Source organism: Kitasatospora sp. NPDC098652, assembly GCF_044760155.1.
In the GTDB taxonomy this organism is placed as follows: domain Bacteria; phylum Actinomycetota; class Actinomycetes; order Streptomycetales; family Streptomycetaceae; genus Kitasatospora.
In genome coordinates, this window is the sequence record NZ_JBIWAQ010000020.1 from 151,333 (window position 1) to 170,206 (window position 18,874).

Below are 18,874 nucleotides of genomic sequence, written 5' to 3' on the forward strand. Positions count from 1 at the left end.
GTGCAATAGGCTCTGGGCCCGTGACTACGGCGCGACTCTCAGACATCGCGGCGCAGGCGGGGGTCAGCGAAGCCACCGTCTCCCGCGTGCTCAACGGCAAGGCGAACGTCTCCGCGGCCACCAGGCAGACCGTCCTGGCGGCGCTCGACGTGCTCGGCTACGAGCGGCCGACCCGGCTGCGCCAGCGCAGTGCGGGCCTGATCGGGCTGATCACACCGGAGTTGAGCAACCCGATCTTCCCCGCGCTGGCCCAGGTGATCGAGCAGGTGCTGAGCCGGCACGGGTTCACCCCGGTGCTGTGCACCCAGACGCCCGGCGGGTCCACCGAGGACGAACTGGTCGAGATGCTGGTCGACCGGGGCGTGGCGGGCATCGTCTTCGTCTCCGGGCTGCACGCCGACTCCACGGCCGACCACGACCGCTACGCCCGGCTGGCCGGGCGCGGGGTGCCGTTCGTGCTGATCAACGGCTACAGCGAGAAGATCGACGCGCCGTTCATCTCGCCGGACGACCGCTCCGCGATGTGGATGGCCGTCCAGCACCTGGCCGAGCTCGGGCACGAGCGGATCGGCCTGGCGGTCGGGCAGCGGCGGTACGTGCCGGTGCTGCGCAAGATCGAGGGCTTCACGGCGGCGATGCGCGAGGTGCTCGGGCTCAGCGGGGAGGAGGCCGAGGACCTCGTCCACCACACGCTGTTCAGCGTGGAGGGCGGGCACGCGGCGGCCGGCGCGCTGCTCGACAAGGGCTGCACGGCGATCGTCTGCGGCAGCGACATGATGGCGCTCGGCGCGATCCGGGCGGTGCGCCAGCGCGGGCTGTCGGTGCCGCAGGACGTGTCGGTGGTCGGCTTCGACGACTCGCCGCTGATCGCCTTCACCGAGCCGCCGTTGACCACCATCCGCCAGCCGGTCGAGGCGATGGCGACGGCGGCGGTGGACGCGCTGCTGGAGGAGGTCGGCGGGAACTCCGCCCAGCGTGGGGAGTTCATGTTCCAGCCGGAGCTGGTGATGCGGGGCTCCACCGGGGCCTGCGCGCGCTGAGAACCGGCCGCGGCCCGGACGGCCGGACGGCCGGACGGCCGGACGGGCCGGGCCGCGCTGGCCGGGCCGGGCGGGTCCGGGCAGAGCGGGCCAACTGACGGGCCCCGGAGGGCGGTTGCTCTCCGGGGCCCGTCGGCGTGCGGTGGCTCGGGGGCGGCCCGGCCCGGCCCGGCCCGCTCCGCTCCGCCCGGCCGGGCCCGGCCCGTGGGCCGGGGTTTGACCATGCGGAATCCGGGCCTGCGGGTACGCCGGAGCCCCGGGAGGAGCGGGTGCGCTCTCCCCGGGGCTCCGGCGTCAGCCGTTGGCGGTCGCTAGGTTCGCGGTCGCTCAGACCCGGCCGGCGAAGTCCGGGGCCCAGTTGGCGATGGTCTGGAGGCGGACGCCCGAGCTCGGGTTGGCGGCCTCGACGTACTGGCCGTTGCCGATGTAGATGGCGACGTGGTAGACGCCGGAGTCCTGGCCGTTGTTGGACCAGAACAGCAGGTCGCCCGGCTGCAGGCTGTCCAGCGAGACGTGGGTGCTGGCGGCGGCCTGGTCGGCGGCGACGCGCGGGATGTTGATGCCGGCGGCGCGCAGCGCGGCCTGGGTCAGGCCGGAGCAGTCCCAGCCGCCGTTGCCGGTGCCGCCGTAGACGTACGCCTGGCCGATCTTCGACTGGGCGAAGGAGACCGCGGCGGCCATGCTGCCGGTGGCGGCCGGGGCCGCGGCCGGGGTCTGCGCCTGGGCGGCCGGCTTCGACGCGGGCTTGGTGGCGGACGGCTTGCTCTGGGCGGTCGGCTTGGCGTTCACGGCACCGCCGTTCGAGGCCTGGCCGGCCTTCTGCGAGCGGTCGAACCAGGTGAAGTCCGAGCCGGACTTGGCGGCGGACTGGTCGTCCTGGGCCGAGGCGCCGTCACCGAAGGTCAGCTGCTCGCCCGGGTAGATGGTGTCCGGGCCCTCGGTCAGGGTGCTGCGGTTGAGGTCGTACAGCCGCTGCCAGCCGCCCTGGATGTTGTGCTTGTCGGCGATCGAGGACAGCCAGTCGCCGTCGACGACGGTGTAGCTGCCGGCCTGGGCCTGCGCCTGGCGCTTCTGGGCCCAGGTGCTGTTGGCGGACTGGGCGGAGGCGGCCGCGGAGTCGCCGGAGGCCTGGGCCTGGTCCTGCGCGGGGGCGGCGGGCTTGGCGGGCTTCGCGGCGGGCTTGCTCGGGGTGGCCGGCTTGGCGGCGGGCTTGGCGGCGGCGGAGCCGGCCGAGGTGTCGACGGTGGGCGCGGCGCCGCCCTTGGTCAGACCGGCCTGGACGGAGCAGACCGGCCAGGCGCCGGGGCCCTGCGAGGCGAGCACCTTCTCGGCGACGGCGATCTGCTGGTCCTTGGTGGCCTGGTTGGCCTGCGGGGCGTAGGCGGTGCCGCCGAACGCGGCCCAGGTGCTGGAGGTGAACTGGAGGCCGCCGTAGAAGCCGTTACCGGTGTTGATGCTCCAGTTGCCGCCGCTCTCGCACTGGGCGACCTTGTCCCAGGTGGCGACGGGGGCGGCGTTCGCGGTGCCGGTGGTGAGGCAGGGGACGGTGAGGCCGACGCCGGCGACGCCGAGGGCGGCGATCACGCGACGGGTGCGGCTGGACAGGCGGTTTCCGTTGGAAGGCAGCATGAAGACGCGGTCCTCTCCCACGCCTGCGAGGTGAGCTGTCGGATTCGGGCTGGAGTTGCCCGGCCGCGCTGTGGGCGCGGCTTCACCCCTAGCCCTGGACGGTTCCGGAGAACGGTCCGGGGCGACTTACCTGTGGTTCCCCCGCTCCTGCCGTGATGCGTTTTCGCGCTGCCAGGACATCCGACGGCAGGACTCGGCGTCGCGGATGAACTGGGTCCGTGTGGTCACGAACGGGGAGCACGTTAAGCAGACTTAAGTGAGAACTGCAAATACCTGTGATGCGCATCACGGTTTAGCGAGAAACGCCGCACGGCCCGTAATTCATGATCGTAAATGATCGTTTTCCGGCAATATCGCAGCGGATTCTGATAACTGGCTCCGCCTCAGGAAAGAGGTGACGGAGCGTTGGAGCGCAAAGGGCGCGCGCCCGGGGTGCGGGGGGAGTGGCCGTGAATCGCGCGCCGGGGAACGCCCTCGCCATCCGTCGGATATTCATCGACAAATGAACCGGAAACGGACATTGCGTCGCATTGTCGGCCCAGCTCACCAGTGGGGTGAATCGGAACGCGCCGAAAGGGTCCGGAACGAAGTCGTTCCGGACCCTTTCGACGGTATGCGTGGTACGGGCCGTACGGGTTCCGCCGGTGGCGGCCGACGGGCGTTCAGCGGGTCGTGCTAGCCCTCCAGGGGCCCTTCGGCGGCCGCGTGGGCCCGCCGGGAACCCTCGGCCCCGACGGTGGCCGCGGCCTCCGCCTCGGCCTCGGCGAGCTCCTCCGCCGTCGGCACCGGCAGGGCGGCCAGGTAGGTGGAGGCGATCAGCTGGCCGACCGTCGGGTAGGCGCCCAGCGGCGCGGCCGACGGGCAGCCGGTCTCCTCGGCGGCCGCGGCGAGCAGCTCCGAGTCCGCCTCCGGACCGATCACGAGCGGGGCCAGGGCCGGGCGCTCGGAGCCGGTCTCCTTGAGGTGGCCGACGGCGGCGGCGACCGAGCCGGGCACGTCCAGCGCGGCGGCGACGACCGGGACGGCCAGTCGGGCGGCCAGCAGCACGCCGGTGATCCCGGCCGCGGCGGCCGCGTCCTCGCCGCCGACGGTGGTCAGGACCACGCCGTCCGCGGCGGTCGCGATGGCGAACAGCCGGGCCCGGTCGGCCCGCGCCAGCCCGGCCTCGGACAGCCGGACGTGGACGGCCTCGGCCAGCAGCGGGTGCGGGCCCAACGCGTCGGTGACGGTCGCGCCGTACTCGGCGGCGACGGCGTGAAGCCCGGTCAGGAAGTCGTGCGGGCCCGGGACCAGCGGCACCACGACGGGCGTCGGCAGTCCGGCCTCGGCGGCCGCCGCCAGCAGCTCCGCGACGGTGTGCTCCTGCGGGTCCGCGGCCCCGGCGTCGGTGGCCGGGAGGTAGCCGACCGCGGCCTGGACGCCGGCGTGCTCGCTGCGGACGATCGAGAGCAGCTCCGCGACGACCGAGCGGGACTCGGGCCCCGCGGTCGCGGGTACGGCGAGCACCAGGGCCGGCGAGCCGGTGCGGATCTCGGGGCGCTCGGGGCGGCGGTGGCGCCCCCGCGCACGGGAGCCTGGAGTGCGGACGGGCAGTGGCGCGCCCGGGATGGCTGCGGTGCTCATGCCGGAGATCGTAGGACATCTGCCCGTCAGGCCTGCAGTCGGCTGCCGTACGGGTTTCGGGTGGTCACGGTGCGGGGGTCGTGTTCATGCCGCTCCGGTCCGGGGCGATTGCCTACAATCCGGACATTCCTCGCCCAAGCCCCGTACGGAGCCCCTCAGTTGCCCTGACGCATCCGGTGGGGCGGCGCGTTGCACCGGTCTGGCGTGAGATGTCTCACAGTCGCCGGGCGGCCTGACGGAGGGTCACGGCGGGGCGACTCCCGGCATTCGAAGATCAACATTCAGCGGGGAACCGCTCACGGCCGGTTATGGACGGACCGTCGATTCAATCGCCTATGTCCGTTTACGTACCGTCAGGAGAAGGGTCCGTGAAGAGTTCGCGGCGACCGTCGAAAAGCCTCGTGCACCTGCAATGTCCCGTGCTGATGCACGTGCACTGCGGCTATCATCGCGTCAAGTGAGGCGTTGTGCCGGGCCGGTACGGGGCCGGTCCGTTCGTTCGGCGGGTGCCGGGGCGCCGCGCTGGACGACAACTCCGGAGCTCTTCGGGAGACTTCTATGCACGACTCGCAGGACACGCACGGCTCCAACCACGCCTACAACGGGATGGCCGCCGCCGAGCTCACGGGGGTGGTCTGGCAGAAGAGCCGGCACAGCAACTCCCAGGGCAACTGCGTCGAGTTCGCGGCCCTGCCGGGCGGCGACGTGGCGATGCGCAACTCGCGCTTCCCGGACGGCCCGGCGCTCATCTACACCCGGGCCGAGATCGCGGCCCTGCTGCTGGGTGCCAAGGACGGGGAGTTCGACCACCTCGCGGTCTGACCGGCCGCTGCTCCACCATCGGGGGGCCGTCGTGGGTGCTGACACCACGACGGCCTTTGTCTTTGTCCGGGGCCGGGGGCGGCGGCCCCGTGCGCTCGTGAGCGGTCCGGTGGCGGACCGTCCGGCGGGGCCTGCCGGGGTGGTGCGGGTGCTGCCGCGGATGCTCCCGCCGGTGCTGCGGGCCCGGAGTCGCGGTACCCGGAGCGGGGAGTCGCCACCGGCGCCGGGGTCGCGGGCCGGCCCGGCGCGGGGGCGGGCCGGAGGGCCCGGGGTGTGGTCCTCCCGGGGCGTTCCTCGGCCGGCCGTGCGCCGTGCGGCGCTAGGGCCTGGCCTGATCCACAAGACGCGCCCTAGGCCGAGCGCCGGTGCCGACCACCGATTTCGACCCGGCCGGCCGGCGCGGTGCCGTCGAGCAGGGTGGCGTCCGGTCCGCTGCCGCAGCCGGTCTCCGCCTCGAACACGGCCCAGACGACCTTGCCGCTGCCCAGTGGGTGCCAGCCCCAGGAACGGCTGAACGACTCCACCAGGTGCAGTCCGCGGCCCGATTCGGCGACGAAGTCCGCCTCCCGCGCCACCGGTCCGGCACTGCTCGGGTCGCTCACCGCGCAGACCACCTGGGGGGAGCGGTGCACCAGGCTTATTCGGATCGGCAGCCGCCCTTCCGGGGTCGGCTGTGTGGGAAAGTCGTACTCGCCCAGGGCGCCGCCCGACGGGTCGGGCCGTGCGCCGATCGCATGCCGGAGCGCGTTGGTCACGAGTTCCGAGGCCACCAGGGCGACGTCGTCGAACAGCTCCATCAGGCCCCAGCGCTGGAGCGAGGTCCGGGCGAAGTCGCGTGCGGATCTCACGGCTTCGAAGCGAGGAGCGAGCGTACAGGTGACCACATGGGGGTCAACTGCCAAAGCCGTACCGGTGCTCATGAAGAGCTCCTCCCATAAGGGGGCGGACACGGCTGGACCCGCCGGGGTCATGCCGGTCACCTCCGACTCGCTCGGCCGCTCGGCCGCCCCCTCGACCAGGCGCGCGCGCACTCGAACGCCCGATGGCGCGGGGGACGCCGTCGGGCCGGTGCACGGAGTCGCGCGTGGGGTCGACGCGGAGCCCGCGGGATTGCCAGGGATGTGCAGGTGCACGTGCACCATGGTGGTGTGCGCTCACTGCAGATGCAAGAGTCGATTCACGTGCAGTCGCACTATTGGCATATGCAAGCGCCGGATGCACGTGCATCCTGGTGTGCGGAGTGCGGAACTGATAGGAACATCCGTCAGTATCGGCACCGTGAGCGCTCAACTGATGGCAGACTGTGCGCTGTTTGCCCTAGGTGGAGGTTTCGACCGCATGACCACAGTTCAGCCGGGCGGCGGCTCGATGGTCCGCCGGATCCTCCTCGGCTCGCAGCTGCGTCGCCTGCGAGAGGCGCGCGGCATCACCCGAGAGGACGCGGGCTACGCGATCCGCGCGTCCGAATCCAAGATCAGTCGCATGGAGCTCGGCCGGGTCAGCTTCAAGGAGCGCGACGTCGCCGACCTGCTGAGTCTCTACGGCGTCGACGACGGCCTGGAGCGGGAGGCCCTGCTGGGCCTGGTCCGCGAGGCCAACAAGTCCGGTTGGTGGCACAGCTTCAACGACGTGCTGCCGGGCTGGTTCCAGACCTACGTCGGCCTGGAGGAGGCCGCCCAGCTGATCCGCACCTACGAGGTGCAGTTCATCCCCGGACTGCTGCAGTCCGAGGAGTACGCACGGGCGGTTTTCGGCCAGAGTCGGCCGGTCATCAGCGAGGAGGAGGTCGAGCGCCGGGTCAGTCTCCGGCTGCGCCGCCAGAAGCTGCTGACCGAGGGCGCCAGCCCGCGCCTGTGGGCGGTCATCGACGAGGCGGCGCTGCGCCGGCCGGTCGGCGGGCCCAAGGTGATGCGCGGCCAGGTTCAGTACCTGATCGACGTCGCCGAGCAGGCCAACGTGGTCATCCAGGTCATGCCGTTCCGCTTCGGCGCGCACGCGGGCGAGTCCGGGGCGTTCACGATCCTGCGCTTCCCGGAGCAGGACCTCGCGGACGTGGTCTACCTGGAGCAGCTCACCAGCGCGCTGTACCTGGACAAGCGGGACGACGTCGACGCGTACGTCCAGGTCATGGAGCGGCTCTGCGTGGACAGCCTCACGCCGGAGCGCACCATAGACCTGCTCTCCTCGATCCTCAAGGAACGCTGAGCAACTCCCGGGCGGGGGCCGGGAGATCCCCCGCTCCCGCCCGGGGGGCGCTCGTCCGCACGGCAGTCCGAGTCGGCCGTCGGCCCCGTCAACCGCGGGCCGGCGGCCGCTCGCGTTCCGGCGGCAGCGGCTGCGGCGGGCGGCCCAGTTCCCAGGGCAGGTCGTAGCGGCGGAACAGGTCGGCCCGGATCGGCGCCAGCGGGATCTCCGCGCCCGGCAGCAGCACCCCGATGCAGCCGCCCATCAGCGCGCTGCGCAGTACCGCGTGTTCGGCGACCGGGTCCGGTGCGCCCCAGTCGTCGAGCAGGCCCTGGAGGATCGCGCCGAGCTGCTGCTGCTCCGGTTCCTGGACGAAGGCGCCGGTGTCCGGATCGAGGATGAGCGCCAGGTGCGAGCGCATCACCCGGGGGTGGTCCAGGGCCAGGGCGAGGACGGCGTCTATCGCGCGGGCCAGCCGGGTCTCGGGGGTGGCGTCCGGCGGCAGTTCGGCCAGGGCGCCGGAGAGCGACTGGTGCATCAGCCGGTGCGTCGCGGCCTGCATCAGCAGTCGTTTGCCGTCGAAGTAGTACGAGAGCAGACCGCGGGCGAGACCGGCCCGTTCGGCGATGTCGGTCAGCGTGGTGCCGGCGTAACCGTGCTGGTCAACCAGTTCGACGGTGGCCCGCATGATGCGTCGGCGGGACCGTTGCCGCATCTCCTCGTTGACCGAATCCCCGCGAGGTGCCATCGTGTCTGCTCCGAACGTTCGTTGACTCCGGGCCAATATACTTGCGCAGCCGGCAGTCGCGCCGTGGAACCGTGCGCCCTCACGCGGGTGCCGCCCCGGGCGGCCGGTACACATACGGCCGGCTCCACCAACACGGGGGTTTGGTGGAGCCGGCACCAGTGCCCCGACGGCCGGGGGCCGTACGGGGCGGGGCCAGTGGGTCAGCGCTCGGTCAGGACTTCGGTACGGGCCACGGACGGCGCGGCGGACGGGTAATCATAATCCGGCACCGATATGGGAGTTGCCCTTCGGCGCCGGTCCACCAGGGCGCCCGCCGCGGCGACCGCCAGCCCGATCAGCGCGACCGCGGTGACCAGGACCAACGCCGGCCGGTAGCCGTCCAGCTGGGCCTGCGGGCTGTCGCCGCCCGCGCTCCCGGCCGTGAGCATCGCGGTCACCCCGGCCAGCACCACCGCGGTGCCGACCTGGATCGCGGTGTTCACCAGTCCCGAGGCCAGCCCCTGCTCCTCGTCGGCCACCCCGTCGGTGGCGGCGATGTTCACCGAGGGGAAGGCGAGCGCGAAGCCCACGCCGAGCAGCAGCATCGAGGGCAGCACCAGGACCGGGTACGAGCTGTGCTCGTCCAGGCGCAGGAACAGGGCGAAGGCTCCGACCAGGGCCAGCAGGCCGATCGGCAGCAGCCGGCCGGTGCCGAAGCGGTCCACGATCGGGCCCATGAACGGGGCCGAGAACGCGATGAAGGCGCCGGCCGGCAGCAGGCCCAGGGCCATCTCCAGGGCCGACCAGCCGAGCAGGTGCTGGAGGTAGAGCGTGACGACGAACTGGAAGCCGCCGTACGCGCCGGCCATCGCGAAGGCGACGATGTTGGCCCGGGCCACCGAGCCGTTGCGGAAGATGCCGAGCCGGACCAGCGGGTGGGCGGCGCGGCTCTCGGCGAGCAGGAAGGCGGCGGCCAGCGCGGCGACCACGACCAGCGAGCCGAGGGTGCGCAGGCTCAGCCAGCCGGCGCCCTGGGCCTCGGTCACGGTGAAGACCAGCAGGAGCACGGTCGCGGTTCCGGTGATCGCGCCCAGCACGTCGTAGCCGCCCTTGGCGGGCTCCTCGACCGGGCGGGGGAGCAGCCGGACGGCGAACAGCAGGGCGAGCAGCGCGACCGGGACGGGCATCAGGAAGGTCCAGCGCCAGCCGACCGAGGTGAGCAGTCCGCTCAGCACCAGGCCGAGCGAGAAGCCGCTGGCGCCGCAGGTGGTGTAGATCGACAGCGCCCGGTTGCGGGCCGGGCCCTCCGCGAAGGTCGTGGTGATGATCGACAGCCCGGCGGGGGCGGTGAAGGCGGCGCTGACGCCCTTGAGGAAGCGGGCCGCGATCAGCAGGCCGCCGTCGTCGACCAGCCCGCCGATCAGCGAGGCGGCGGCGAAGACGCCGAGGGCGACCAGGAAGACCCGGCGGCGGCCGAGCAGGTCGGCGGCGCGGCCGCCGAGCAGCAGCAGGCCGCCGTAGCCGAGCACGTAGCCGGAGACCACCCACTGCAGGGTGGAGGTCGAGAGGTGCAGTTCGGAGCCGATGGAGGGGAGGGCGACGCCCACCATCGAGACGTCCAGGGCGTCGAGGAACATGGCGGCGCAGAGCACGAGCAGGGTGCCCCAGAGGCGGGGTGTCCAGTTCAGCCCGCTGGTTGACGGAGCGTCGGGAGACGTGACGGTCGCGGTGGTCATGGGGAGGAGAGTACATGCACGTGCATTCAATGCAAATGAATTAGATGTGAACGCATAAATTTACGATGCACGTGCTAACCTGGCGGCGTGGCTGAACTCGACCCCCTCGAGGCCTCGGCGGAGGCCGGTCTGATCGCGGAATGGCGCGAGCTGCTGGCCCGGCACGCCTCGGCCGTCTGTGCGCTCGACCGTGAGCTCGGCGAGAAGTACGGGCTGGGCATGAGCGAGTTCGAGGTGCTGGAACGCCTGGTGGAGGGCTGTCGGGTCGACGGCCGGCCCGCGCTGCGGTCCAGCGAGCTGGCGCCGACCGTCCACCTGAGCCAGAGCGCTCTCTCCCGGCTGATCGCCCGCCTGGAGAAGGGCGGGCTGGTGACCCGGGCGATGTGCGAGAGCGACCGGCGGGGCATCATGATCGCCCTCACTCCGGCCGGGCGGGAGCGCTACGACCAGGCCCGGCCGCTCCATCGCGAGGTGCTCGGGCAGACCCTCGGCGGCCGGTTCGCCCCGCTCTGCGGGGAGTCCTCGGCCCAGGGCTGACGGTACGTCAACTTCACTGTACGGCGGGTGCGTTCGGTGCCCTGCCGATGGTCCTAGAGCAACGAGTGCAGCCCCGGGGCGACGGCCAGCAGGACGGCTGCGGCGGGCGCGGCCAGAGCGGCGGCGGTCAGCCGCAGCCGGTGCAGGGCGGAGAGCCGGGGGCGGCCCGCGAGCAGCCGGTCCACCCGCTTCGGGGACTGCGCCAGCCCGGGCGGGCAGGAGCCGAACACCCCGCGGTCCAGGTTGAGTTCGGCCAGCGCGAGGGCGGTGGTGTGCCGCCCGTGCCGGCGGGCGGCCCGGTCGTCGGCCGCCAGCTCGACCAGTTCCGCCACCTGGTCCCGGAAGGCCCGGAACACCCGGATGCCGGGGAAGCCGGAGGCGAGCGCCTGGGCGAACTGCTGCAGCCAGTGGTGCCGGGCGCGGACGTGGCCGCGCTCGTGGCTCAGCACGGCCGCCAACTCCCGGTCGGTGAGCTGCTGGAGGGCGCCGGTGGTGACCACCAGGCGGGAGTTCGGGCCGGGCAGCGACCAGGCCTCGGGGCGGACGTTCTCCAGTACCACCAGCCGCTCCCGGCGGCTCCGGGCGGCCTCGATCGCCTCTGGCAACTCCGGCGCCCTGGTCGCGAGTTGGGCGTGCCGACGGTCGCGCAGGGCCTTGGCCGTACGGACCTCGCGGGTGAGCGCCAGCACCGTCTGCAACGCGCCTGCGGCCAGCACCGCGGCGCACAGCCGCCCCCAGCCCTCGGCGTCCTGGAGACCGTACGCGGCCTCCACGCCGTGCGGGGCCCCGGCGAACACCCAGGCGCGCAGCGCGGGTTCGGCGGCGGAGGCGGCGAGGACCAGGCCCAGGGCGCAGCACAGCAGGACGGCCACCACGACGCACTGCCACACCAGCAGGGCCAGCACCGGTTCGCGCTCCACCCAGCGGGCCCGGGCCAGCAGCCGGGGCACCACGGTGGCGAGCAGCAGGCCGAGCAGCAGCAGGCCGGTCAGGGCAGTCATCGCATGGGCTCCCCGAGTACGCACGGAGCGCGACAGCGCGCTCCCTGCCAACCTATGTGCTGGCAACGCCCGGTGGAACGGCTTTCGGCGAGCCAGTGACCAACGCCACGCGGCTGGGACCCGGGCCGGGCTGCAGCGGGCGGTACCGGGCCGGTCCGGGCGTGGACGGGCCGGTCCGGGAGCGTCACATGGTCAGGAGCATGGCGAACATGCCGATCCCCATGGCCAGTCGGCAGGCCTGCGGCAGACCGGTGGTGCCGACCACGAGGGTCCCGGCCGGGGTGCGCAGCAGCCGGGCGCCGGTCCAGAGCGCGTAGCCGCCGAAGTAGAGCAGTAGGGCGCCGGTCAGCAGTGGAGCTCCGGCGGCGGCGGGGTGGTGGTGGCCGGTGGGGGAGACGGTCATCGCCAGGGCCAGGTACGTCATGGCGAGCGCGCCGACGGCGTGGTGCAGCCGGTGGCCGCGGCCGCGGGGCGTCTGCAGGGCGGCGAGCAGGAAGACGGCCGCCGGGAGGCCGAACAGCACGGCCCAGACGGTGGCCGGGACGGTGGCGCCGGTGACGGCCATCGCCGCCATGCCGAGCCCCATCAGGGCTTCGGCGGCGTCGGACTCCCGGGCGAGCGGCGGGTGGGCGCGGTGCGCGGCGTGGGGCGCGCTGTGGGGCGTGGCGGCGCAGGAGGGCTGCCGCAGGCGGGTCAGGCAGTAGGCGCCGGCGGTCGCGGTGAGAAGGGCGAGGAGCCAGTTGACCAGGGTGGGTCCGTGCAACGGCGGCCTCCCGGGGCGCGGACGATCGTCCCGTCCACGATCACCGCTCCGCCCCGAGGCGGCCAGGGCGCGTACGGGGGCGCACAGTGGTGACCGGCGTGGTGAGATCCACCCGGGGAGACCCACGCCCATGCCGAGCGCCCCCGCGCTGGCGGTTGCTCAGCCCTGGAGCCGCCCCGAGGCGACGATCCGGCTGAGGAACTGCCGGGTCCGCTCCTCCTGCGGATCGCCGAACACCTGCTCCGGCGGCCCCTGTTCGAGCACCACCCCGCCGTCCAGGAAGCAGACCTGGTCGGCGACCTCGCGGGCGAACCCCATCTCATGGGTGGAGAGGGCCATCGTCATCCCCTGCTCCTTGAGGTCCCGCACCACCGACAGCACCTCCCCGACCAGCACCGGGTCGAGCGCCGCGGTGATCTCGTCGAGCAGCAGCAGCCGGGGCCCGGCCGCCAACGCCCGTACGATGGCGACCCGTTGCTGCTGTCCGCCGGAAAGCCGGTCCGGGTACTCCCGGGCCTTCGCCGTCAGCCCGAGCCGGTCCAGCAGCGCGAGCGCCTTCTCCTCGGCCTCCGCCCGGCCGACCCGGTGCACCCGGCGCGGGGCGAGCGTGATGTTCTCCAACACCGTCATGTGCGGGAACAGGTTGTACGACTGGAACACCACCCCGATCCGGCGCCGCACGGCGTCCTCGTCCGCGCGCGGGTCGGTGATCTCCTCGCCGTCGAGGAAGATCGCGCCGTCGTCGATCCCCTCCAGCAGGTTGACGCACCGCATCAGGGTGGACTTCCCGGAGCCGGACGCCCCGATCAGCGCCGTCACCGAGTGCTCGGGCACCGCGAGGCCGACGTCGCGCAGCACCACCTGGCCGCCGAAGCTCTTGCGCACCGACTCCAGCCGGAGCACCTCCGTCCCGCTCAAACCGCACCTCCCTGCAGCTGCCGACGGTTCATCCGCGCAGTCAGCCAGTCGGCGACCCGGGTCAGCGGAACGGTCAGCACGATGAACACCAGCCCCGCCACCAGGTACGGCGTGAAGTTGAAGGAGTGCGCCGCGATGATCTTCGCCGCGTACACCGCGTCGATCGCGCCGCCGATCGAGACCAGCCCGGTGTCCTTCTGCAGGCTCACCAGGTTGTTGATCAGCGGCGGGACCACCCGCCGCACCGCCTGCGGCAGCACCACGTACCGCATGGCCTGGGCGTTGGTCAGCCCCAGCGAGCGCGCGGCCGCCCGCTGGCTCGGGTGCACCGACTCGATGCCGGAGCGGAACACCTCCGACACGTACGCCGAGTACGTCAGCACCAGCGCGGCCCCGCCGAGCAGCAGCGGATCGGTGGTCACCCCGGTGAGCCGGAGCGCCGGCACCCCGGTGATCATCACCAGCAGGCAGATGATCATCGGCAGCCCGAGGAAGAAGTCCACGTACGCGGTGGCCAGCAGCCGCACCGGCAGGAAGACCGGCCCGCGCAGCGTCCGCAGCACCGCCAGCAGCAGCCCGAACACCAGGATCAGGGCGCCGCAGCCGAGCATCAGCTCCAGGTTGAGCCGCAGCCCCCGGAGCACCTCGGGCAGCGCCTGGCGGGCGTAGTCGAGGTTGAAGAAGGTCCGCCTGGTCACCTCCCAGCCCGGGGAGTTGACGACCAGCAGGTAGAGGGCGACGGCCGTCAGCGCGGTCGAGGCGGTGGCCACCAGCGCCGAACGGCGGGCCCGGGCCCGCCGGTACGCCTCGTGCGCCAGCCGCCGCTCGGACGGGCGGTACCCGTCCTCCCCGGCCGGGGAGGCGGACCCGGCCGCGGCTCCGGCGGTGTCGACCGGCCCGGGCGGGCCCGCCTCCGCACTCACTTGAGCACCGGTGCCGAGACGGCGTCCGACAGCCACTGCTTCTCCAGCGTGGCCAGCGTCCCGTCCGCGCGCAGCGCGTCCACCGCCTGCGAGACGCACGGCGTCAGCCTGGAGCCCTTGTCCAGCACCAGCCCGAACTGCTCGGTCTTCGAGGCGGATTCGAACTGCCCCACCACCTGGGCCTCCGGCACCTCGGCGCCGGTGATGTAGAACGCCGTCGGCAGGTCGACGACCAGCGCCTCCACCTGACCGTTCTTCAACGCGGCCTTGGCCAGGTCGTTGGAGTCGAACACGGCCGGCTGGGTGCTCGGCTTGATGGTGTTGGTGATGGTGTCCAGGCTCGTGGTGCCGACCTGCGCGCCCAGCTTGGCGCCCTTGAGGTCGGCGACGCTCTTCGCGCCCGCCGCCTTGGAGCCCTTCAAGGCGATCACGGCCTGGCGCACGTCGTAGTAGCCGGAGGAGAAGTCCACCGCCTGCTTGCGCTCGTCACTGATGGACACCTGGTTGATGTCGAAGTCGAAGTCCTTGGCGCCCGGCGCGGTCGCCTTGCCGAACGGCGCGACCACCCAGCCGACCTTGTCCTTCGGGTAGCCCAGCTTCTCCGCCACCGCGTACGCCACGGCCGACTCGAAGCCCTTCCCGTTCTCCGGCTTGTCCTCGGAGAACCAGGGGTCGTACGCCGGCTTGTCGGTGCCGACGGTCAGCTTCCCGGCGGTCCGGGTGGCCAGCGCCCCCGGCGCGCAGCCCGCCGCCGCAGCCGCGGTGCCCGGGGCGCCGGAGGCGGCGGCCCCGTCGGACTTGGCGTCCTGCGGCGCGCACCCGGTGAGCACGGCGGCGGCGACCGCCAGCGCGGTGAGGGGCAGGAGGGTGGACGGCTTGCGCAGGCTCATGGCAGGGCTCCAGGGGAGGACCGGGCGGGACGAGGGGGAGGGACCGGTGGGGTACTGCGGCCGGACCGGGCGGGCCGCCTCCCGGCGGGTCACTTCCCCCCGGTGGCGGCGCCGGAACACACACGGCATGGTCGGCGTACGGGCCCGCGTCCGCGGCGCCCCGGGCCGGATCAGCGACAGCGGCGGCAGAGGCAGCGGCTGGGCGCGCGGCGGCAGGGACAACAGGCCTGCTGACGGGAGGGCGCCCGGAACGGGTTGTCGTGGCGCTCGGCCACCGTGATCACCTCCGGGAGCATGCGGGGAGGTTCGCATCACAACGGCGCGGCTGTCCAGAACATCCAGGAAACCGTCCACATACCGGACAACCCGGGGCTCCGGCGGAACTTCCGGGGCCGGAGCGGCGGTACACGGGAGGTTTGCCGGTTGGGACCCCCTTGAACGGGAGAACCTTTCGTACTTATGGTGTCCTCGTTGAAATAACTCCTGTCGAAGTGAGTCCACGATGCAGAATCTTTCGCCAAGGCTCGCTGCGGCGGCCGACGCCCCGGCCTCGACCCTCGCCGCTCACCCGGCGTGGCTGCGCCTGAAGGAGGCCGTCGAGACGCTGCGCCCGCTGCAGTCCAAGGACGGCTCCATCGACCTGTCCGCGGTCCAGCGCCACACCGTCGACCCGCTGGTCGCCGACGTCCGGGCGTCCATCGAGGAGCTCGCCCCGTACTTCCCGCACGACGCCGCCTACCTGAAGGCCGTCGACGCGGACCTCGCCAAGTGGGCCGACACCGGCTACCGCGAGCCCGACTTCCTGGACTCGCTGCTCGCCTTCCAGCCCGCCGAGCGGCGCGAGGACGGCCTGGAGCACCTCGTCGTCTTCCCGATGTACACCCAGAACGGCAACCCGGACCGCAACCTGGAAGCCGTCCTGCTGAGCGTGGTCTGGCCCGACTGGCTGGCCGAGCTGGAGCGCACCCGGTTCGACAACCCGATGTTCGTGCCGATCACCTTCACGGACTTCACGGCCGGCTACGACACCAACTCCGCCGTGCTCTTCCCCGAGACGGTCGCCGTGCGCAAGGCGCCGGAGCGGTTCACCTGGGGCGGCATCTTCTGCGACCGCGAGGCCGCCCGCTTCCGCGCCGTCACCACCAGCGCCGTCCAGCAGCTCGGCCTGGAGATCCCGGCCGACGCCGAGGGCCTGCTCCAGGACCAGCAGCGCGCGCAGGAGACCTTCGTGCTGTGGGACCTCGTCCACGACCGCACCCACAGCCACGGCGACCTGCCGTTCGACCCCTTCATGATCAAGCAGCGCAGCCCGTTCTGGATGTACGGCCTGGAGGAGCTCCGCTGCGACCTCACCACCTTCAAGGAGGCGGTGCAGCTGGAGACCGAGGGCAACCCGCACGCCCGCGACGTCCAGTACGCGATCCTCTTCGACCGGCTGTTCCGCTTCCCGGTCAGCGGTGACCGCGTCCGCAACTACGACGGCATGGGCGGCCAGCTGCTCTTCGCGTACCTGCACAAGCACGACGCGCTGCGCTGGCGCGACAACCGCCTCACCATCGACTGGGAGCGCGCCCCGCAGGTCACCAACGCCCTCTGCGCCGAGATCGAGACCCTCTACCGCGACGGCATCGACCGGCCCAAGCCGGCCCACTGGATCGCCGCCTACGAGCTGGTCTCCCGCTACCTCACCCCGCACCCGGCCTCCACCTGGGCCAAGGGCCCCGAGGCCCTCCCGCTCGACATCACCGACGGCAAGGCCCTGAACAAGGCGCTGTGCGACGCCGTGCTCCCGGACGAGTTCCCGCTGAGCATGTTCTACGAGGCCCTGTCCAAGAAGCTCCGCGGCGTCATCGCCGCCACCGCCGGCATCACCGGCGCCGGTATCCAGGGAGTCGCCGCGTGACCACCAACCCCTCCACCAAGCTGGCCGGCAAGGTCATCGCGGTCGCCGGAGCCAGCGGCCCGGCCGGCCAGGCCGTGCTGCGCCGCCTCGCGGCCGAGGGCGCCACCGTGATCGGCGCCGACATCGACCCCCGGCGCCTGGAGTCCGCCCTGGACGCCACCCGGGTCGCGGTGCGCGGAGCTAAGGTGAGCGGCCAGGTGATCGACCTGCTCGACCCGCAGGAGGTCCACGACTGGGCCGACCACCTGGAGGCCGAGCACGGTCACGTCGACGGCCTGTTCCACCTGGTCGGCGGCTGGCGCGGCAGCAAGACCTTCTTCGACAGCCGCCTGGACGACTGGGACTTCCTGCACGACACCGTCGTGCGCACCCTCCAGCACACCTCGCTGGCCTTCCAGCCCGCGCTGGTCCGCAGCCCGGCCGGCCGGTACGCGATGGTCTCCGCCGCGGCCGCCCACAAGCCCACCGCGGGCGGCGCCGCCTACGCGGCCGCCAAGGCCGCCACCGAGGCCTGGACCCTCGCGATGGCCGACTCCTTCAAGAAGGAGACCACCTCCCCGGACGGTGAGCCCACCGCCGCGGCTGCGATCCTGGTCATCAAGGCGCTGGTCAGCCCCGAGATGAGGGCCGAGAAGCCGGAGGCCAAGTTCACGGGCTTCACCGACACCGCCGACCTCGCCGGACACCTGGCGGACCTCTGGGACCGCCCCGCAGCAGAACTGAACGGACAGCACCTGTGGCTGACAGCCCGATGACCGACCTCACCCGTACGGACGCGGTACGGCGGCACGACCCCGCCGTTCGCGGCTTCGCCAGCGACAACTACGCGGGCGTGCACCCCGAGGTCCTCGCCGCGATCGCCCTCGCCAACGGCGGCCACCAGATCTCGTACGGCGAGGACGAGTACACGACGCACCTCCAGGACGTCTTCCGCCGTCACTTCGGCGACAAGGCCGAGGCCTACCCGGTGTTCAACGGCACCGGCGCCAACGTGGTCGCCCTCCAGGCGCTGCTGCCGCGCTGGGGCGCCGTGGTCTGCGCCGACACCGCCCACATCCACGTAGACGAGGGCGGCGCGCCGGAGAAGATGGGCGGCATCAAGCTGCACACCGTCCCCACCCCGGACGGCAAGCTCACCCCCGAGCTGCTCGACCAGCAGGCCTACGGTTTCGGCGACGAGCACCGCGCGCAGCCGCTCGCGGTGTCCATCACCCAGAGCACCGAGCTCGGCACCCTCTACACGGTCGACGAGCTCCGCGCGGTCATCGACCACGCCCACCAGCTCGGCATGCTCGTCCACATGGACGGCTCCCGCCTGGCGAACGCGGCCGACTCGCTCGGCCTGCCGATGCGGGCCTTCTCCACCGACCTGGGCGTCGACGTGCTGTCCTTCGGCGGCACGAAGAACGGCCTGCTGCTCGGTGAGGTCGTGGTGGTGCTCAACCCGGAGCGGGTGCGCAACATCAAGTACCTGCGCAAGACCTCGATGCAGCTCGCTTCGAAGATGCGCTTCGTCTCCGTCCAGTTCGAGGCGCTGCTCGCGGGCGACCTCTACCTGCGCAACGCCGGCCACGCCAATGCGATGGCCCGCCGCCTGGATGCCGCGGTCCGGAAGATCGACGGTGTCGAGGTCGTGCGCCCGGTCCAGGCCAACGCGGTGTTCGCGATCCTCCCGCGCGAGGTCAGCGAGCGGCTGCAGAAGCGTTACCGCTTCTACTTCTGGAACGAGCAGACCGGTGAGGTGCGCTGGATGTGCTCCTTCGACACCACGGAGGCCGACATCGACGCCTTCGCGGCGGCCATCGCCGAGGAGATGGGCCGGGCCTGACAGCCGGGCCTGACAGCCTGATCTGACAGCCGGATCTGACACCGCATCGCCTCCGCCCGGACCCCGGGCGGAGGCGATTTGCATGTGGCGGGTCGGTCCCCGTACAGTTCCGGAGTCGCCGCGGGAGACCGGGGTGACAAAGCGGAAAGCGAATCCGATGAATGAAACTCCGGAAAACGGAGCGGAAAACGTCTGATAAGCTGGAAACACGAAAGAACGAAGCGCCCGGAGGGCCCGCTGGAAGGCGGTCCGAAAGAAGCGTCCGTTCCTTGAGAACTCAACAGCGTGCCAAAAGTCAACGCCAGATATGTTGACATCCCCGGCCTCAGGTTTCCTGGGGTTGGAGATTC

At 72.2% G+C, this 18,874-nt stretch carries 17 protein-coding genes and 1 riboswitch; of the genes, 7 read left to right on the forward strand and 10 right to left on the reverse strand.

Annotated elements, in window-relative coordinates:
- Positions 1 to 20 precede the first annotated feature (20 nt).
- Complete coding sequence (locus tag ACIQWA_RS32575; protein WP_402488542.1) at positions 21 to 1,040, forward strand: LacI family DNA-binding transcriptional regulator; 1,020 nt, start codon at positions 21 to 23, stop codon at positions 1,038 to 1,040.
- 327 nt (positions 1,041 to 1,367) lie between these two features.
- On the opposite strand, the gene ACIQWA_RS32580 is transcribed toward ACIQWA_RS32575, so the two are convergent.
- Together ACIQWA_RS32580 and ACIQWA_RS32585 are read right to left on the reverse strand one after the other, a co-directional pair.
- Positions 1,368 to 2,669, reverse strand: coding sequence for a transglycosylase family protein (locus ACIQWA_RS32580; protein WP_402488545.1), 1,302 nt, complete (start codon positions 2,667 to 2,669; stop codon positions 1,368 to 1,370).
- A gap of 7 nt (positions 2,670 to 2,676) precedes the next feature.
- Positions 2,677 to 2,839, reverse strand: a riboswitch (cyclic di-AMP (ydaO/yuaA leader).
- A gap of 505 nt (positions 2,840 to 3,344) precedes the next feature.
- Positions 3,345 to 4,292 (reverse strand): hypothetical protein, encoded by a 948-nt coding sequence (locus ACIQWA_RS32585; protein ID WP_402488547.1) that lies wholly within the window; start codon positions 4,290 to 4,292, stop codon positions 3,345 to 3,347.
- Between the two features lie 558 nt (positions 4,293 to 4,850).
- On the opposite strand from ACIQWA_RS32585, the gene ACIQWA_RS32590 reads away from it, so the two are divergent.
- Positions 4,851 to 5,114 (forward strand): DUF397 domain-containing protein, encoded by a 264-nt coding sequence (locus tag ACIQWA_RS32590; RefSeq protein WP_360238725.1) that lies wholly within the window; start codon positions 4,851 to 4,853, stop codon positions 5,112 to 5,114.
- A 350-nt stretch (positions 5,115 to 5,464) separates the two neighbouring features.
- On the opposite strand, the gene ACIQWA_RS32595 is transcribed toward ACIQWA_RS32590, so the two are convergent.
- Complete coding sequence (locus ACIQWA_RS32595; protein ID WP_402488550.1) at positions 5,465 to 6,034, reverse strand: ATP-binding protein; 570 nt, start codon at positions 6,032 to 6,034, stop codon at positions 5,465 to 5,467.
- A gap of 418 nt (positions 6,035 to 6,452) precedes the next feature.
- Here ACIQWA_RS32595 and ACIQWA_RS32600 point away from each other — a divergent pair, with 418 nt between their 5' ends.
- Entirely contained in the window at positions 6,453 to 7,319 is an 867-nt protein-coding gene (locus ACIQWA_RS32600) for a helix-turn-helix transcriptional regulator (protein ID WP_360238721.1), read from the forward strand.
- An 88-nt stretch (positions 7,320 to 7,407) separates the two neighbouring features.
- Here the strand turns inward: ACIQWA_RS32600 and ACIQWA_RS32605 are convergent, their stop codons facing one another.
- Both ACIQWA_RS32605 and ACIQWA_RS32610 read right to left on the reverse strand, forming a co-directional pair.
- Entirely contained in the window at positions 7,408 to 8,013 is a 606-nt protein-coding gene (locus tag ACIQWA_RS32605) for a TetR/AcrR family transcriptional regulator (RefSeq protein ID WP_402488554.1), read from the reverse strand.
- A gap of 233 nt (positions 8,014 to 8,246) precedes the next feature.
- Positions 8,247 to 9,761 carry an MFS transporter gene (locus ACIQWA_RS32610; protein WP_402488556.1) on the reverse strand — a complete coding sequence of 505 codons (1,515 nt, stop codon included), beginning with the start codon at positions 9,759 to 9,761 and terminating at the stop codon, positions 8,247 to 8,249.
- An 87-nt stretch (positions 9,762 to 9,848) separates the two neighbouring features.
- On the opposite strand from ACIQWA_RS32610, the gene ACIQWA_RS32615 reads away from it, so the two are divergent.
- Positions 9,849 to 10,298: a MarR family winged helix-turn-helix transcriptional regulator gene (locus tag ACIQWA_RS32615; RefSeq protein ID WP_402488559.1), complete on the forward strand. Its 450-nt coding sequence runs from the start codon at positions 9,849 to 9,851 to the stop codon at positions 10,296 to 10,298.
- 53 nt (positions 10,299 to 10,351) lie between these two features.
- On the opposite strand, the gene ACIQWA_RS32620 is transcribed toward ACIQWA_RS32615, so the two are convergent.
- The 5 genes from ACIQWA_RS32620 to ACIQWA_RS32640 all read right to left on the reverse strand — a co-directional run bounded on the left by ACIQWA_RS32620 (position 10,352) and on the right by ACIQWA_RS32640 (position 14,793).
- Positions 10,352 to 11,299, reverse strand: a complete 948-nt coding sequence (locus ACIQWA_RS32620; RefSeq protein ID WP_402488561.1) for a M56 family metallopeptidase — start codon at positions 11,297 to 11,299, stop codon at positions 10,352 to 10,354.
- Positions 11,300 to 11,483: 184 nt separating this feature from the next.
- A complete protein-coding gene (locus ACIQWA_RS32625; RefSeq protein ID WP_402488564.1) occupies positions 11,484 to 12,062 on the reverse strand; it encodes a DUF5134 domain-containing protein in 579 nt (192 codons plus the stop codon).
- 159 nt (positions 12,063 to 12,221) lie between these two features.
- Positions 12,222 to 12,980, reverse strand: coding sequence for an amino acid ABC transporter ATP-binding protein (locus ACIQWA_RS32630; RefSeq protein WP_402488566.1), 759 nt, complete (start codon positions 12,978 to 12,980; stop codon positions 12,222 to 12,224).
- Positions 12,977 to 13,798 (reverse strand): amino acid ABC transporter permease, encoded by an 822-nt coding sequence (locus ACIQWA_RS32635; protein ID WP_360238860.1) that lies wholly within the window; start codon positions 13,796 to 13,798, stop codon positions 12,977 to 12,979. Before ACIQWA_RS32635 ends, ACIQWA_RS32630 begins: the two co-directional genes overlap by 4 nt.
- A 101-nt stretch (positions 13,799 to 13,899) precedes the next feature.
- Positions 13,900 to 14,793: an ABC transporter substrate-binding protein gene (locus ACIQWA_RS32640; RefSeq protein ID WP_402488569.1), complete on the reverse strand. Its 894-nt coding sequence runs from the start codon at positions 14,791 to 14,793 to the stop codon at positions 13,900 to 13,902.
- 502 nt (positions 14,794 to 15,295) lie between these two features.
- Between ACIQWA_RS32640 and ACIQWA_RS32645 the strand changes: the two genes are divergently transcribed.
- Genes ACIQWA_RS32645 through ACIQWA_RS32655 form a run of 3 tightly spaced genes read left to right on the forward strand, consistent with a single transcriptional unit; the run spans position 15,296 to position 18,524 of the window.
- Positions 15,296 to 16,696, forward strand: coding sequence for a DUF6421 family protein (locus tag ACIQWA_RS32645; protein WP_402488572.1), 1,401 nt, complete (start codon positions 15,296 to 15,298; stop codon positions 16,694 to 16,696).
- Complete coding sequence (locus ACIQWA_RS32650) at positions 16,693 to 17,451, forward strand: SDR family NAD(P)-dependent oxidoreductase (RefSeq protein WP_360238703.1); 759 nt, start codon at positions 16,693 to 16,695, stop codon at positions 17,449 to 17,451. The genes ACIQWA_RS32645 and ACIQWA_RS32650 overlap by 4 nt, the downstream gene beginning before the upstream one ends.
- Complete coding sequence (locus ACIQWA_RS32655; RefSeq protein ID WP_402488585.1) at positions 17,448 to 18,524, forward strand: threonine aldolase family protein; 1,077 nt, start codon at positions 17,448 to 17,450, stop codon at positions 18,522 to 18,524. Before ACIQWA_RS32650 ends, ACIQWA_RS32655 begins: the two co-directional genes overlap by 4 nt.
- Positions 18,525 to 18,874: the final 350 nt, after the last annotated feature.